At 56.9% G+C, this 16,340-nt stretch carries 15 protein-coding genes; 10 read left to right on the top strand and 5 right to left on the bottom strand.

Features of this window, described 5'->3' with window-relative positions; all coding sequences use genetic code 11:
• Positions 1-322: 322 nt before the first annotated feature.
• The 3 genes from LG327_RS06590 to LG327_RS06580 are packed head-to-tail and all read left to right on the top strand — an operon-like array spanning position 323 to position 4,197.
• Positions 323-1,735, top strand: a complete 1,413-nt coding sequence (locus tag LG327_RS06590; RefSeq protein WP_404367476.1) for an OmpA family protein — start codon at positions 323-325, stop codon at positions 1,733-1,735.
• Positions 1,736-1,777: 42 nt separating this feature from the next.
• On the top strand, positions 1,778-3,355 hold the full coding sequence (locus LG327_RS06585) for a hypothetical protein (RefSeq protein WP_404367473.1): 1,578 nt from the start codon (positions 1,778-1,780) through the stop codon (positions 3,353-3,355).
• Positions 3,352-4,197, top strand: coding sequence for a hypothetical protein (locus LG327_RS06580; protein ID WP_404367471.1), 846 nt, complete (start codon positions 3,352-3,354; stop codon positions 4,195-4,197). Before LG327_RS06585 ends, LG327_RS06580 begins: the two co-directional genes overlap by 4 nt.
• Positions 4,198-4,440: 243 nt before the next feature.
• Here LG327_RS06580 and LG327_RS06575 read toward each other — a convergent pair whose 3' ends face one another.
• The 4 genes from LG327_RS06575 to LG327_RS06560 all read right to left on the bottom strand — a co-directional run bounded on the left by LG327_RS06575 (position 4,441) and on the right by LG327_RS06560 (position 7,386).
• Positions 4,441-4,608 carry a hypothetical protein gene (locus tag LG327_RS06575; RefSeq protein WP_404367468.1) on the bottom strand — a complete coding sequence of 56 codons (168 nt, stop codon included), beginning with the start codon at positions 4,606-4,608 and terminating at the stop codon, positions 4,441-4,443.
• A 128-nt stretch (positions 4,609-4,736) separates the two neighbouring features.
• On the bottom strand, positions 4,737-5,753 hold the full coding sequence (locus LG327_RS06570) for an Acg family FMN-binding oxidoreductase (RefSeq protein WP_404367465.1): 1,017 nt from the start codon (positions 5,751-5,753) through the stop codon (positions 4,737-4,739).
• 104 nt (positions 5,754-5,857) lie between these two features.
• Positions 5,858-6,736 (bottom strand): carboxylate/amino acid/amine transporter, encoded by an 879-nt coding sequence (locus LG327_RS06565; RefSeq protein ID WP_404367462.1) that lies wholly within the window; start codon positions 6,734-6,736, stop codon positions 5,858-5,860.
• 122 nt (positions 6,737-6,858) lie between these two features.
• Positions 6,859-7,386 (bottom strand): cytochrome b/b6 domain-containing protein, encoded by a 528-nt coding sequence (locus tag LG327_RS06560; RefSeq protein ID WP_404367459.1) that lies wholly within the window; start codon positions 7,384-7,386, stop codon positions 6,859-6,861.
• Positions 7,387-7,928: 542 nt separating this feature from the next.
• Between LG327_RS06560 and LG327_RS06555 the strand changes: the two genes are divergently transcribed.
• Positions 7,929-9,182, top strand: a complete 1,254-nt coding sequence (locus LG327_RS06555) for a diguanylate cyclase (protein WP_404367456.1) — start codon at positions 7,929-7,931, stop codon at positions 9,180-9,182.
• Positions 9,183-9,218: 36 nt separating this feature from the next.
• Here the strand turns inward: LG327_RS06555 and rlmE are convergent, their stop codons facing one another.
• On the bottom strand, positions 9,219-9,842 hold the full coding sequence (gene rlmE, locus LG327_RS06550; protein ID WP_404367453.1) for a 23S rRNA (uridine(2552)-2'-O)-methyltransferase RlmE: 624 nt from the start codon (positions 9,840-9,842) through the stop codon (positions 9,219-9,221).
• 162 nt (positions 9,843-10,004) lie between these two features.
• Here rlmE and LG327_RS06545 point away from each other — a divergent pair, with 162 nt between their 5' ends.
• From LG327_RS06545 to phnD, 6 genes are all read left to right on the top strand, one after another.
• On the top strand, positions 10,005-11,654 hold the full coding sequence (locus LG327_RS06545; protein WP_404367450.1) for an NAD(P)/FAD-dependent oxidoreductase: 1,650 nt from the start codon (positions 10,005-10,007) through the stop codon (positions 11,652-11,654).
• On the top strand, positions 11,651-12,388 hold the full coding sequence (locus tag LG327_RS06540) for a TrmH family RNA methyltransferase (RefSeq protein WP_404367447.1): 738 nt from the start codon (positions 11,651-11,653) through the stop codon (positions 12,386-12,388). Before LG327_RS06545 ends, LG327_RS06540 begins: the two co-directional genes overlap by 4 nt.
• 139 nt (positions 12,389-12,527) lie before the next feature.
• Positions 12,528-13,310 carry a phosphonate metabolism protein PhnP gene (gene phnP / locus LG327_RS06535; RefSeq protein WP_404367444.1) on the top strand — a complete coding sequence of 261 codons (783 nt, stop codon included), beginning with the start codon at positions 12,528-12,530 and terminating at the stop codon, positions 13,308-13,310.
• Entirely contained in the window at positions 13,303-14,157 is an 855-nt protein-coding gene (locus LG327_RS06530) for an EamA family transporter (protein ID WP_404367440.1), read from the top strand. Before phnP ends, LG327_RS06530 begins: the two co-directional genes overlap by 8 nt.
• A 175-nt stretch (positions 14,158-14,332) precedes the next feature.
• Entirely contained in the window at positions 14,333-15,181 is an 849-nt protein-coding gene (gene phnC / locus LG327_RS06525; RefSeq protein WP_404367438.1) for a phosphonate ABC transporter ATP-binding protein, read from the top strand.
• A 54-nt stretch (positions 15,182-15,235) separates the two neighbouring features.
• Positions 15,236-16,246 (top strand): phosphonate ABC transporter substrate-binding protein, encoded by a 1,011-nt coding sequence (phnD, locus tag LG327_RS06520; RefSeq protein ID WP_404367435.1) that lies wholly within the window; start codon positions 15,236-15,238, stop codon positions 16,244-16,246.
• The last annotated feature ends 94 nt before the right edge of the window (positions 16,247-16,340 follow it).

The raw sequence follows: 16,340 nt of genomic DNA, 5'->3' as shown, positions 1-16,340 counted from the left end.
TCCGTCACCATTTCAGCCTGGGGTTCATGACGGCAACCACACTGAGTCATTGAACCCCAATCCAGAATGTCATTCGGCCTACTCCCAAAGAGGCGAAGGTATGTATATAGCGACGGCGCCATAAAACCAAAAAGCCCAAAAAAATACCTGAACGTCCACCTTTATGAGCTTAATAATCATTCATTTGCGTTAAAAAATGTGAAATCTTGCGCAGCAGTTGCATTTAAATCACATGACGTATATTTAATGCGCAGCCCAATTAATAGCGTTCAAATCATCGCAGACCAATCATCAAAAAAAACACCGAAGGAAGATGAGACTAATGAATCGATCAAATCTCGCGCTGGCTGTTGCACTTGGATCTACAGTGCTCGTGTCAGGTTGTGCGACGATGGACCAGCACGGAGGCAAGATCCTTGGCGCAGTCAGCGGTGCGGCTATCGGCGCTCTGGCCTGCGATGGCGAACCAACGTGCATTGCCGCTGGCCTGATTGGCGGACTTGTTCTGGGTGACCTCTATGACAAACGTCAGGAAAAGCTCCGCAAGCTGGCCCAGGAGCGAGGCATCTCTCTGGAAAGCCAGCAGGTAAAAACCTTTAACTCCAGCAAGAAAAACGCGCTGGAAATGGCAATTAATGATGGCGGAATGTTTAAAGTTGGCTCGGATAAGCTGAAGACAAAAGCCAAACAGGATCTCATGGCGATTGCCTCGGTCTACCGCGGAGACAATCCGCAGAAACTTCTTGTGATTGGTCATTCCGATGCAAGCGGATCGGATGCGTTCAATCAAACCTTATCCGAGAGCCGCGCGCGCACTGTCGCAAGACTGTTCGAAGAAGTCGGCGTTCCCTCTGACCAGATTTATTTCCAGGGCGCAGGCGAATCGCAGCCGATTGCCACCAATGATACCAAAACCGGACGCTCAGCAAACCGGCGGGTGGAGATCGTCGAAATCGACTCTGAGAAGTCGCTGGCGGCCTACAATCTGCAACGTCAGAACGACAGCAAGTACCTAGCCCACTCCAACCGCACAGCGAGCGAGAAGGACGCAATCCGCAAGCGCGTCAAGGACACGCCAAAACCAGAGCCCATTGTTGCCGAACAGACAAAAAAGGCGAAACCGGCACCTGCTGTAAAAGCTCTGGTAGATTTCGGTGGCAAACCGGCGTCCTCCGACTTCAGCCAGATCGCTCAGGCTACCGGCGACACCAACACTGATTCAGGTGGCATCAGTTTTTCTCTGTTTTCAGAAGCAGTGGCTGGCGGGCCAGCAGAACTATCGCCCTGCTATATGGACGCACCTCGTGTGACGGGCAGCATTCAGAATCTGGCCACCGGCCAGAAGCTGAATGTGGCTGATCTGGATATGTCGGACTACTGGCCCGGTCTGAATGGCAATGTATGGCACGACACAGTCAATGGCCACATGGTTGCCTATCAGGATCTGCGCGTCATGCGGGCGTCTGGCTCCCCGGAGGGCCGGCCAACTGTTCGTGTCTACGAGGACATTGGAAATGACAAAACCGCAGATTTTGTGGCTCAGCCTCACATAGAGTCTTATCCCGGCCAGAGTGGCCTTCTCCTGCGCACCTACTTCACCCCGGAAGACCCGATGGAATGCATGGATGTAGTGATGCCCAACACTGGCAGTAAAACCGCTAAAGCTGGCGTCCTCTACTACGCCCAGGGCGAGGGCATTTACGAACAGAATGTCACGCTCCAGCGTCTCCGCTAACTGATTCTTACTGACCACAAAAACACACGAAAGGAATTCACAATGGATAGTCTCCTGAGTGCCATCAATGAATACCGCATCATCCTTGGTGCGATTGTCCTGACGCTGGTTGCTGTCTTGCTCGTACGAAAGTTCTGGCAGGAAGTGTCATTCTTCGTTCTTCGCATCCGGATGAACCTGCCCTTTATCGGGAAGATCGCTCGACTGACAAAGAACCCGGGCCGTGACGAGTCCGGCTGGTTTCATTCCGAGAAGGACCTTTGCGGCGAGTTTCGGCCCTACTTCACTGATGTGGACCAGAGCCCCAAGCTTTACGATAACTGTAAAAGCTATCTTCGAAAAGTCGAAGAGCTTGGTCGTAAAAAACTCGGCGTTTTCGGGTGGGTAGCCATCTGCATCATGGTCTTCATCGAAGCGATGGGGTTCTCCTACGTGCTGGCGGGCTTCACCATCCCTGGAGCCAGTGAGTCACTGCAACAGCAGGGAGCTATCGGTATTGCTTTGTTGATCTCCGGTCTGCTTGTCGCCCTGACCCACAATACCGGTCACGAGTTGCACAAGAACAGCCTCGTCAACAAAGTGCGTACCTGGTGGTCCCAAACTGACACCAAAGACCCCATGCACCCGAACCAGGAGGTATCGCTTGAGCATGACACCAAAGACGACCAGGATCCCGCCTGGCGCAGAATCCTCAGTCGTGTCGATACCAATGCCTCGGTTAAACCATCGTTCAAGATAACTGTCTGCACCGCGATCTTTGTCATTCTGGTAGGCGTTGGTGCCACTTATGTCCGCGGCCAAGTGCTTCAAGCCGAAACAATCGAAGTTCACAAAGCCGACATCGCGGCAGCAACTGGCCCGATCAACTCAGCTGATCCATACGCACAAAGCGCGTTCCCGCAGGAACTGCAGGAGAGCCAGAAGGAAGCCGATACTGCAGTTGCCGATCAGCTCATGGACGCGAACCTCAAAGGCGGCTGGGCGACCTTTATCGTGCTGGCAGTCATCTTTGCCTTTCTGCAAATCCTCGGTGTGCTGATCGGTTACAAAACAGGATTTGCTGGCAAAGAAGCTGAAACGGCATACGACTTCAGCCACAAGTTTAAAAATCGCGATGAATTCGAGGCGTATCACGAGCGCAAGCGCAACTTCATCTCCCAGGTTGCACAGCGAAGCCTGACCAAGCTTCAGGCAAAGATGGCCGAGAGGCTTAGCAAGACGGCAACCGACAAAGGTTTACTAAAGACGCTCGGAGAGGGTAACGGACGCACCTTCCTCGCCTACGCCCGGAAGGATAACCAGGACAAAGGCTCCTACGATGTCGAGTCTTCCGTCGAGCGGCGTGAACGCAATGCGAAACTGGCAGAAGCACATTCTGACCAAGCCAGGTCTTCTGCTTCGCCAACACAGCCAGAAACCCCTGCTGCAGCGCCAGAACTCGCTACCAATGACCAGGATCTGGCAGAAGAGGATATCCAGCAGTGGATGGACAAGTTGGGCTGGGACCGCCAGCGTACAGTCGATCTGCTGATCAAACAGCGAGAGAAGAAGCAGGCTGCGCAGAAGCAGGAAGTTTCCGAGGAAGAGGCTCTGCGCATGATGGAGGTGGCCAGCAAATGACAAAAGAAATCAGATCCGTCATTGCGAAAGCTTTGACGGCCTGCCTGATTGCGGGGGCGGCTTCGGCCGCCCACAGCGCCAGCCGGGACGACTTCCCAACATGTTATGGCATGCTGGGTGGTAGCGCAGAAATGAAGCAAGCTGAGCGCGAGCTGTTTGTGGTGATCGACCAAACCCTCATATTCAATCTGGATCTCAAGCGCCACGTTCACAACAAGGTGCATGAGTATCTGCGGCCGGGAGACCGAATCACCGTTTTGACATTCAGTGCTTACGCTGAAGGCCGTTATTCACAAATGCCACTGACTGGGAAGCTTGATCACACCTTGAGTGAAGAGGACCGGTTTAACACCGGCAAAACAGCTCTCAGAAAGTTTGATCAGTGCATGGAGCGCCAGAAGGCGTTTGTTCGCGGGAAAGTGGATCAGGTACTGAAGACAGCCTTTGAGGAGGCGAGCACAGACTTGCCCAAGACCGAGCTGATGGGCTCATTGGTCAACTTTGGGCAAGGCGTCATCAGCGCATCCCAGTCGCCCAGGAAAGCTGTTCTGCTCGCGTCAGACATGATGGAGAATTCTGCTGTCGTTTCTTTCTATGGCAATGGCGGAATCAACAACCTGGACATTGATACGACGCTCAGTACGACCAAGAAGGCAAACCTGTTAAGCAATATGGGTAATGCAACGGTGAATGTGGTCGGGGCCGGAATTTCCGGAAATCAGGGTTATCTCAGCCAGACCGCCATGCAGAACATGCAAGACTTCTGGACCAGATACTTTGAACAGTCCAACGCCACACTGGCGGGCTGGGGCCAGCCTCAGCTATTCGGGCCCATCCAGTAAGCTCTCCTACTCTGGCCCGGCTCTCGAGCCGGGCCAGATCAGCTCGCACACTCAGAAAATCGCGAACTGCAACCTTCCCGAAAACTGCGTCATTAACTGGGGCCGAGCTATACGGAAACCTCTGACGACAGCCGGTGGTCCTACAAATTCAGTTAAAGGCCCACTAACCGAGTGGTCCGTTATGCGCCTCGAAGCCCCTGGGTTGTATTTCCTCACGCCAACGATCCCAGGGCGGTAGGTGGCCTAATGATTCGAACAGATAGTCGAGGAAAGCGCAGACCTTGTGGGAGCGGGCGCACCGAGACGCCGTTCCGTGAATCCGAGCCCCGTGTCCCTGGCGACTTCTATTACCCGCTGGAAGATGTGCTGCTCGAAACCGCCGAGCATCAGGGCTTCGCCTGGAACGTGCATCGTCCGCACACCGTGATCGGCTACGGGCCGAGAAGATCATTGCCTGATCGCAGCAGCCGGAAAGATACCGAGCCAGCCCAATAGCAGGAAAGGCAGGAGCAACTGGGTAAATAACGTGATCCAGGGCATCAGTTTGTCCTCAAGACCTCATCCACCGGGCGACGCAAGGATCGTGGCGCTTCAGGCCCACGACCGATTCTCACGATGAGATCCGGCCGCCGATTCCCGATGCCCAGAAAACGGGCGAACTCCGCGCGTAAGGGTGCCACCTCAACCGGCTGGTTAATAAAGGCGGTCTTTAAGTCCAGCACAGTTGCCGTCAGGGCGAGTCGCTCATAGCAGCGGCCTGCCTCAATCCAATGGGGTTTGTCGTCAATATCGGAAACCAGTATGGCAATGGCGGATGAGCTCCGGATGTTCCGGTAGTCTTTCTGGTTCTGCTTTTTCGCGGAGAAGCCGAAGCGCATCGCCAACAACCCAAGCCACCGGGGCACATCGGGGCTGCCCATGACCGGTCCATACAGACCGTCACCGCTAGCGACGGCCTCTCGCCCGTTAAACCGAATCCAGGATTCAAGCTCCCGGGCCCAGGCATTGTCCCGAAATTGGGCGGAGTTACCTTCAGCGACATATCGGGCTATCTGCTCTTTTTGGTCATCAGCAGTGAACAACATGATGGAGACACCGTCGCCCTGCCCCGCTTCCTCCAGCTGCTGCAACTGCTCGGTGGAGATTTGCGAACCATCGTATTTCACCCGACTACACTGCCTGCGGGAAATGGCTTCAAACAAAGGTGATCGAAAAGGGGGCGCTTCCTCAAAGTCAATTTGAACACCCGAGGTCGAGGCGTCGTAGGAGCAGTGGCCCTTTAGCCCCGCCGCTTCCGCTGCCAGCAACAGATTCTCGGCGGCACAGCCCAGGCTTACATAGAGGTGGTGGTCATCGGGATCTACAGCGGGACAACGCCGTGACAGATCTGGAAGAATCCGGATCCGATGCTTTTCCAGCCTGAAGATCCAGGGCTGGGTGTTGTGGCTGGATGCCGCCAGGGTCGCGTACCGCACCAGGTTTCTGTAATCCGGCGTCACTGTTTCAGGCTCAGGCGGCTGCCATATTTCCCTGACTTTTTCTGAGTAACTGACCATTTTACTCTCCTTTTAACTACGGGGTGATTACCCATCCTTTTTGATCAGGCCCTCCAACCATTGGAAGCGCAGAACCAGACACCCTTTCCCCCCGTAAACCGATCCTACAGCCCCGGCGCTCTGGCCCAGACCGCGTAGCGCGAGAACCGGGCGTTCAGCCAGAGCGACAACAGGATCACAGCTCCACCGAGGAGCAACCGAGCAATGTCCGCCCCCTGGTTCCAGATCAGCAGATTCACCAGTAAACCGGCCGGTACCAGGACATTGTTCATCACCGCCAGGGTGCCGGCATCAACCAGACAAGCTCCGCGGTTCCAGAGAAACAGCCCCAGCCCCGACGCCGCCAGCCCCAGCCAGGCCAGTACGCCCCACTGGAGCCCGGTGGCAGGTAGCCGTTCAACATCGCCAAAAGCCAGGAACGATGGCAAGGCGATCAGCAGAGCACCCACGTAAAAGTAGCCGAAGAACCGGTACAGAGGAATATCCGTCGGGTAGCTCTGAATCAGATGTTTGTAACCAATCTGTCCAGCGGCAAAGGTCAGGTTCGCGACCTGCAGGAGCAGGAAACCGGTGAGAAAATCGGTGCTTAATCCATCATACCGGATGATACCCGCCCCCAGGGTCGCAAGCGCCGCCGCCGCCAGGGCCACGGGCGAGAACCGTCCCTTCAGGAGGTCGTCAATCAGGGTGATGTACAGCGGCGTAAAAATGGTGAACAGCAGGACTTCCGGCACGCTCAGGTAGCTGAAGGACCTGTAAAGGCACAGATAGGTTATGCCGAACTGAAGGGCGCCGACGACCGTCACTCCCAGCTTGAGTTCATTCCGGACGCCACGCCACCGGGTCAGCGGCAGGAAAGCCACCCCCGCCAGCACCACGCGGCTGAGGACTGCGAAGTCACTATCCACCTGCCCCGCCAGGAATTCACCGATCAGACTGAAAGAAAACGCCCAGAGCACGGTCACAAAAACAAGAAACGCCATTACCCAGCTCCACGAAAAATTTGTGGAGGAGTATACGTCATGTTGCCGTCTGATTTTCAGTCCAGTGGTTCACGCAACCCGGACACCAGAGTGAGCGCTAGCGCTAAGGGTGCGACAGATACTCAGGACAGGTCCGCAGGGGTTTCCTGACGCTTTGTCAGATAATGTCTGGCCGCCCCCAGAAAGTGTAGCCCGATCATGGCAGGCAACAGGTAAACGCCCAGGATAATGTGGACGGATTCGGCCGGTTCATGCAGCACCTCCAGCGATTTCAGCGGCAGAGAAACACTGAACCAGCCGAAGACATTGATGGCCTCGCCTTCGGTGAAAATGTACAGAGGTCCGGTGATTACCTGGAAGACAAGGGCCAGCAGGATCAGCCTGTGCATCCAGTAAGCTGCCAGGTATTCAAATCGTGTGCGCCCCTGATTGGGCGGAAAGCCCTCATGGAGCCGCCAGACCATTCGCCAGAGGATGAACCAGAAAACGAAAAAGCCCAGGGCGACGTGTACGCCAAGGATATAGTCTCCGGTATTCTCGCTGGGAGCATAGGCGGCCACGAATCCGAGTACCAGCATGGCGATTACCAGTAGGGCTGTGATCCAGTGATTGAGGGTCGATATGCCTGAATAGCTGCGCGGGGTGTTCATGGATTCTCCTGAGTCAGTAGTTGCACGGTAATTAACGAACTGCCCTCGCCCCCATTGCGAACACCCCCTAACCAGATCCGATGTTCCATGTCGTCGATTCTTTATTGGAGTTGACGTCAGACTCGGATGGCCCGCGGCCGAAGATATCATGCTGAAAATTCAGTCTGAAAGCGGTGCAGGTTCATTGCAACAAAAGATGCATTCTGTTTATTGTCTTTCAGCTATCCCATCCAGTAAGCCTCTGACATACTTTAGATATGTTCGCGAACACAGGGATTGGTTAACAGACTCCGACGGAGATTAAGGAAATCTACTGATGGAAGGTATCCAATTGAGCAGGAAAGTCTACATTCAGAAATTGGCGGATGCCTTTAGAGGCAACGATGAAAATTTCTTTACCTGGCCCATTGAGGATGCTTGTAACTGATCCGGAAAACATTTTGATCATGAATCAGTTGATCTTTTTTTCTCGGCGGCCTCGACACTTTGCTTCACATTAAAATCAGCTATCAAAACCTGGGATTTTGCACCAAAGGAAAAAGATGACGTTTGACGACGTAAGCTCGATGATTAATCTCATTCCGGATGCTGCCATCCTGATCTCTCGGGAACAGATGATCGTCGTTGTCAATCCGAAGGCGGCCGAAATGTTCGACACAACCCTGGGAAAGCTGGAAGGAAAACCGCTGAGCAGCCTGGTTCCGCATCCGGCTAAACTCAAGCATCAGCAATACGTCGAAGGATTTTTCGATCAACCCAAGTCCCGGCCTATGGGATCGGGAATGAAATTAAACGGCCAGCGCGAGGACGGCAGCATTTTCCCCGTCGACATCATGATAAACCGGGTTGAGATTGCTGGAGCCGGCTACGCCATTGGGATCATTCGCGACGATTCCGATCGGGTTGCACTTCGGACGATGAAAGAAGCTCTTGAATTGGCCAATGCCCGGTTGGCAAGAGCTCAGGATGTCGGAGGCCTGGGTTGGTGGGAAGTCGATCAAAGACAGAACCAGTTGACCTGGTCGGCCATGATTCCGCGGATCCTTGGTGTCCCGGAAACCATTACACCGTCATTCCGGGCGATTTCGGAACTCTGTGTGCCAGAGGATAAAGAGCACCTGGATGCTTTTCGGAGCAACCTGGAAGGCCGGTCCGGTGAACGGATAACTTACCGGATTCAGCAACCCGATGGGAACATTCGCTGGATTGAGGAGACAATTAACCAGGAGCCTTATCACAGGGTGCTTGGAGTAATGCGCGATGTCACCTGGCAAAAACGACTGGAGCAACGATTGAGAGCGGAGTCAGTGACCGATCCGCTGACCCGTTTGTTCAACCGGAGACAGTTCAACCGGGATTTAAAAGCGCGCTACGCCAAATTCACGCGCTCCGGTGTGAACGGTGTTCTCGTGGTGTACGACTTTGATTATTTTAAACGTATTAATGATCGCTATGGTCACGCCATGGGAGATGAGGTTCTCAGGGAATCCTCAACACTGGTCAATAGCCAGCTAAGGGCTTACGACCATGCTTACAGGCTTGGCGGCGAAGAATTTGCAATCCTGCTGAATGGCGTAACTACACGGGAGACGAAAGCCCTTGCGGAAAGAATCCGACAATCCATTGAAGCGGCATGTTTCAGGCGGGAGGATGCGAGGGTACAGGCAACCATCAGTCTTGGTGTGGCACAGTTCCGTGAGTCCGATAACAGATATGATGACGTGATGCGTCGGGCTGATGCAGCGCTCTATGAGAGCAAAGTACGTTCGAGGAATGCCTTGACGTATACCGAATAGCCCGCTTGGGGTCGCAACGCCCACCGGCCGCGATCCTCAGCCCCCCCGAAACCCCTTGCCCACCAGATACACCTCACGGGAACGCGCTCTGGAGGAATCCGGCTTGCGCACCACCACCTTGTCGAATACTTCCCGTACGGCTTTGACATACTCGTCATAGCCTTCGCCGTGGAACACCTTGGCTACAAAACTGCCTTTCGGCTTGAGGACCTGGCTGGCCATGTCCAGCGCCAGCTCTACCAGGTACATGGACGCGGCCTGATCAGCCGCATTCACGCCACTGATGTTGGGGGACATGTCGGAGATAACAGCGTCGGCGAGTGCGCCATCCAGCGTGGCCATGATCTGGTCAAAGACCTCCTGCTCGGTGAAATCCCCCTGGATGAACTCGACTCCGGCGACAGAATCCATGGGAAGGATATCCGACGCCACCACGCGCCCCTTGTTGCCCACCAGTTTCGCGGCCACCTGGGACCAGCCCCCAGGTGCAGAACCCAGATCCACGACCAGCGCATTGGGCTGGATCAGGCGATCCTTGTCGTTGATCTCCAGCAGCTTGTAACTGGCACGGGAACGGTAGCCGTCCAGCTGTGCCTGCTTCACAAAGGGGTCGTTGACGTGCTCTTCGAGCCAGCGGTTACTGCTTTTGGAACGGGCCATGGAGGTGTCTTCTGTTCACTGCGGGAAAGGCCGTAGTGTACGCCGCCACATGGGCTATCGCAAAAACGGCCTGGCAACTGACAAGCCCCCTGTGCGGCAGTACAATGAGCCCACTTTTCCAGCCGCAACCTGCCGGATATCATCCCGCAGCCAGGAAATATCATGATTCGCGTTACCGAACTGGCATTACCCCTTGACCACCCGGAGGAAGCCCTGCGGGCTGCTATCCTGCAGCGGCTGCAACTCCGCGATGCTGAGCTGCTGCACTTCACCGTCTTCAAACGCAGCTACGACGCCCGGAAAAAGAACAGTGAAATCAAGTTCGTCTACATCGTCGACCTGGCCGTGCAGGACGAAGCAGCGGTGTTGGGACGGTTTTCCGATGACGCCCATGTGCGCCCGGCGCCGGATACTTCCTATCACCCCGTAGCCCAGGCGCCTGCCGGCCTGCTGGAGCGCCCGATCGTTGTTGGGCTGGGGCCCTGCGGGTTATTCGCAGCCCTGCTGCTTGCCCAGATGGGATTCCGGCCGATTGTGCTGGAGCGGGGCAAGGATGTGCGGCGGCGCACCAAAGACACCTGGGCCCTGTGGCGCAAAAAAACCCTGTCGCCGGAATCCAATGTCCAGTTCGGTGAGGGCGGCGCCGGTCTGTTCTCGGATGGCAAGCTCTACAGTCAGATCAAGGACCCGAAGTTTTACGGCCGCAAGGTCATGGCGGAATTCGTCAAAGCCGGCGCTCCGGAAGAAATCCTGTTCGTCAGCAAGCCACATATCGGCACCTTCCGCCTGACCGGCGTGGTGTCCCGCATGCGGGAAGAAATCATCAGTCTGGGAGGCGAAATCCGCTTCGAGCACAAGGTCACCGACCTGCTGCTGGAGGCCGGCGAGGTTCGTGGCGTGGAACTGGCCAGTGGCGAGCAGCTGATGAGCCGCCATGTGGTCATGGCCCTGGGCCACAGTGCACGGGACAGTTTCCGCATGTTGCACCGGCGCGGCGTTTTCCTCGAAGCCAAACCGTTCGCCATCGGATTCCGGATCGAGCACCCCCAAAGCCTGATCGACCATGCCCGGCTGGGCAAATACGCCGGCCATCCGGCCCTGGGCGCGGCTGACTACAAGCTGGTGCATCACGCCAGCAATGGCCGGGCTGTGTACAGCTTCTGCATGTGCCCGGGCGGCACTGTGGTAGCCGCGACTTCCGAACCTGGCCGGGTGGTGACCAACGGCATGAGCCAGTACTCCCGCAATGAGCGCAATGCCAACTCCGGCATAGTGGTGAATATTGAGCCGGAGCAGGACTTCCCGGGCGACCCACTGGCAGGCGTGGAATTGCAGGAAGAACTGGAAGCAAAAGCCTATGTTCTGGGTGGCAGCGACTACTGTGCCCCGGCGCAACTGGTGGGGGACTTTATTGCGGGCAAGCCGTCGGAGAAGCTGGGCGAAGTGGAACCCTCCTACAAACCCGGCATACGGCTGGGCGATCTCGCGCCCTCCCTGCCGGATTACGCCATCAAAGCCATCCGCGAGGCCCTGCCCGCCTTTGGCCGACAGATCCGGGGTTTTGATCGGCCGGATGCCCTGCTGACCGGAGTTGAAACCCGGACATCTTCCCCGGTCCGCATTACCCGCGACCGTGAAAGCCTGCAAAGCCTGAACACCCGTGGCCTGTATCCGGCAGGTGAAGGCGCAGGGTATGCCGGCGGCATCCTGTCAGCAGGCGTGGACGGTATAAAGGTGGCGGAGGCGGTGGCCAGAGCGATCCTGGCGGACCTCGAAGCTGGCCTGGAAATTCCGGCGGAAGCCAGATCGTGAAACTGGATGACGTCAAAAAACTGCATCAGAAGAAATACCGCCAGTCCCTTGGGCACTTTCTGGTGGAAGGGGAGCATCTGGTGCTGGAGCTGGAAAAGGCAGCGGCAGCCAACCCCCACTGGCAACAGGCCCAGCTGTTTGTCACCAGTGCTTACCAGGACTGGCCCAGCACCTGGACCCGGCACCTGATCGGCGACCGGCAGATGGCACAACTGTCGGACACCAGAACTCCGCAAGGCATCCTGGCAGTCGCGCCTCTGCCCCCTGCTGGCAACACTGCCTCCCCAGCTGATGAAAAGGCTGTTTATCTTCATGAGGTGCAGGACCCCGGCAACCTTGGCACCATTCTGCGCACCCTTGCCTGGTTCGGCGGCTTTCGCTGCCTGCTCAGCCCCGGCAGCGTTGATCCCTGGAACCCGAAAGTCGTGCGCTCAAGTATGGGTGCCATTTTCCATGTGGCGGTGGAAACCGAAGTAAGCCTGGACACCCTGGCCAGTCGTTACTCTCGTACTGCCTGCCTGGACATCGGCGGTGAGCCCCTCACCAGCCCTGATTTCCAGAACCATGACTGTTACCTGTTCGGCAATGAAGCCCGCGGTGTACCTGCCGAAGCGCTGAACAGGCTGGGCGCCGGGCGGTTCACCATCCCCGGCGCCGGCGCCATTGAATCCCTGAATCTGGCGTCTGCCGTTAATATGGCGATGTATGAGCTGAACCGGGTGAAAGTCCGGTAAGGCCCGCCTGTCTGCATAAAACAGCAACCGATCTCCTCCTGTCACATCGCTTTAATCCGCGGCTATTATGGTGTGGACACACTCCAGTCTCAGGCAGACCCTGAAGCCTGTCCGGATCACACAATTCTGGAAGCACACCATGCGCATAACCTTTCTGGGAACCGGCGCTGCTGGCGGCGTACCGCTGTTTGGTTGCGACTGCGCGGCCTGTACCGCCGCGAGAGATAATGCAGCCCTTGAACGGAAGCCCTGCTCGGCCCTGATTGAATCCGGGGATACGCGGATTCTGATTGATGGCGGTCTGATGGATCTGCATCAACGGTTTGCGCCAGGCGAGCTGGATGCCATCCTGTTAACCCACTTCCACCCGGATCATGTACAGGGCCTGCTGCACCTCCGCTGGGGCAAGGGCCCGGGCATCCCAGTACTCACGCCACCGGATCCGGACGGCTGCGCTGACCTTTTCCGACATCCGGGCATTCTGGAGTTCACCCCACAGGTGGCATTCACCCCGTTTGAGATAGGTCCGCTGAAGATTACCCCCCTGCCCCTGATTCACTCGAAACCCACCTTCGGATATGCCTTTGAGCTTGCCGGGGGGGCATCTTTTGCATACCTGACCGATACCCGTGGCCTGCCTCCGGAAACCCGGAATTTTTTGCTCGCAATGAAGCCGGATGGCCTGGCTATCGACTGCTCATTCCCGCCTTCCAGCAAAGCAAAAGGCCATAACGACTGGAACATGACTCTGAAATGTATTGCTGACACAGCTCCGGAGCAGGCGTGGCTTATCCACATCAGCCACGAACTGGATAACTGGCGCCTGCACACAAATCCCGGGCTGCCACTTCACATCAGCCCTGCCAGAGATGGAGAGCAGGTTGACCTGACATCAGCGCCGGGCAAGCGCCAGGGTGAATGAGGCCGAGATTGCGCTCACAGCCTCGGTGCTTATGCACGTAGTCTGGAACATGCTGGCACGGCATCAGGCCGCGAACACCTTTGCCCTGTGGTGGGCGCTTGCTGCGCATCTGCTGATCCTGGGCGTATGGGGATTTCCGGCGCTCGTACTGGAAGCTCACTGGACACCCGGATTTTCAGCCCTGCTGGCGACATCGGCGGTAGCCAATGGCATCTACTTCATGGGCCTGCGCCGCGCCTATACCCATGCACCGGTGGCCCTTGTCTATCCCCTCGTCCGGAGTTCGCCGCTGCTGATTGCGGTCTGGGGCCTGCTGCTATTTGGCGAAGGCCTTACAGCGATGGTCTGGACTGGAATTGCCATCAGCGTAGCCGGGCTGTTGTTCATGTCCACCGGCGACAGGCAGGGCACGGAAAAGCGGGCGGTTCCCTGGGCGCTTCTGGCCATGCTGGCTACCAGCGCCTATTCGATCAGTGACAAGGCGGCGACGGCTTCCATTGAAAGCTTCCGCGGACTGGTGGGCTTTGTCAGCGTCGGTTACTTCACAGCCTGGATAGCACTGAGTGTGGAACATTTCCGCACGGCAGGACGATGGCTGCCGGCTGCCCGGCCCGCCTGGTACGTGATCCTCACTGGCGGCCTGTGTGTGGGCCTGGCCTATGCTCTTGTGATTCACGCCATGCGTTTCATGCCTGCGGCAGAAGCAGTGGCCTATACCAACGCCGGCATAGTTCTGGCCTGTCTTGCGTCGATTTTCATCTTCCGGGAGCGGCATTGCTGGCAACGGCGCCTCACCGGCGCCGGCATTATCTTATCCGGACTGCTTTTGATGCGACTGGCCGGCTGAGACCCTCCACCCCTGCCCGCGACCTGAAGACCTCTTTCTCCTCCTCTCACTCTCTCCCGCGGTCATATTCCCGTCTTAAAAGCTTCAACTGACTGTCACCCAGGCGACACTCAACCGTCACGCGTCACGAAGACACTGTCTATACAAGTTGAAAACACCAGACGGGAGGCGCCCCATGGAGTCCGAAATCCAGATTCAGGGATTATCCAAGACATTTGGCAAGAAAAAAGGCTGTGGCAAGGCCCTTAAAAACATCAGCCTGAACATCGAATCCGGTGAAATGGTGGCCCTTATCGGACCGTCCGGCTCCGGCAAATCCACCCTCCTTCGTCACCTCGCCGGCCTCAGTTGCGGCGATGCAGACAGCGGCGAAATTCGCGTACTGGGCCAGTCAGTGCAATGCAAAGGCCGGCTGTGTTCCGACGTCCGCAAAACCCGGGCACGGATAGGCTACATCTTTCAGCAGTTCAACCTGGTTGGACGCATGAAAGTAATGACCAATGTGCTCACCGGCACCCTGGGCCGGGTCCCCGCCTGGCGTGGATCCCTGGGCCTGTTCAATGCCGAGGAAAGAGCCCTGGCACTGAAGTGCCTGAACCGTGTTGGCATGGACGCCTGGGCGAACCAGCGGGCCTCCTGCCTTTCCGGCGGCCAGCAACAGCGAGTCGCCATTGCCCGCACCCTGACCCAGAAAGCCGAAGTCATCCTTGCGGATGAACCCATCGCTTCCCTTGATCCCGAATCGGCCCGCCGGGTCATGGAAATTCTCGCCGACATCAACAGCGTGGACGGTCGCACCGTGGTGGTTACTCTTCATCAGGTGGATTACGCCCGGGAGTTCTGCCGCCGCGCGGTGGCACTGAAGGATGGCGAGGTGGTTTTCGACGGGCCTTCGCAGGAACTGACCCCCTCACTGCTTGCCAGCATTTACGGCACCACATCGTTCGATGTCGACGGCGAACCGGTTAAAAGAAGAAAAATCCGCGAGCCCGCCAAAGGGTTTGCGCTGGCACCCGCCAGCTAATTCCGAAACTGTTCACGCACTTTAACCAAGAGCCACAAACCAGAGGAAATAACGATGTTCAAGCAATGGATTAGTCATTTGACCTTGGCGGCGGCAGTCACTGTCGGCGCTACCGGCCTTCAGGCCGAGGAACAGAAAACCCTCAACTTCGGCATCATCTCAACCGAATCTTCCAGCAACCTGAAAACCGTCTGGGAGCCCTTCCTGGAGGACATGTCGGAGCAGCTGGACATGGAGGTGAAAGGCTTCTTCGCACCGGACTACGCCGGCATCATCCAGGGCATGCGCTTCGACAAGGTTGACATCGCCTGGTATGGCAACAAGTCCGCCATGGAAGCCGTGGACCGGGCCGGTGGCGAGGTTGTGGTGCAGACCGTTGCAGCGGACGGCTCGCCGGGCTATTGGAGCCTGATGATCGTCCACAAGGACAGCACCCACCTGAACAGTGTTGAGGATGTTCTGGGCAACGCCAAAGACCTCACCTTTGGTAACGGCGATCCCAACTCCACCTCCGGCTTCCTCGTTCCCAGCTACTACATCTTTGCGAAGAACGGCGTCAATCCCAAGGAAGCCTTCAAGCGCACTCTGAACTCCGGACACGAGACCAACGCCATGGCCGTCGCCAACAAGCAGGTGGACGTGGCTACTTTCAATACCGAGAGCATGGAGCGGCTGCAGATCAACTTCCCGGAGAAAGCGGACAACCTGAAAGTGATCTGGAAATCGCCGCTGATTCCTTCCGACCCACTGGTCTGGCGCCAAAACCTGCCGGCCCAAACCAAGCAGAAGGTTTACGACTTCCTGATGACCTACGGCACCACCGGTGACAGGAAAGAGCTCAAAGTACTGGAAGACCTTCAGTGGGCGCCCTTCCGGGCCTCCAGTAACGACCAGCTGATTCCCATTCGCCAGCTGGAGCTCTTCAAGCAGAAAGCCTCCATCGAGAACGACGAAAACTATTCACAGCAGGAAAAGGCCCAGAAGCTGGCTGAAATCGAAGCCCAGCTCGCCGGTCTGGAACGGCGTCTCGCAGCTCTGGACGCTGCCCGCGAAGAAACCAACTGAAGAGCCTGATGGCCGGCCGGCAGGGCCAGCCTTTTTTCGGCGGGGCGCCGATCCCGCCGGCCCCAGGTTAATCATCCAAAGGCGACGGGCGATT

Source organism: Marinobacter sp. (genome assembly GCF_044799475.1).
In the GTDB taxonomy this organism is placed as follows: domain Bacteria; phylum Pseudomonadota; class Gammaproteobacteria; order Pseudomonadales; family Oleiphilaceae; genus Marinobacter.
The sequence above is the reverse complement of the archived record's forward strand: the minus strand, read 5'-3'. Positions and strand labels throughout refer to the sequence as shown.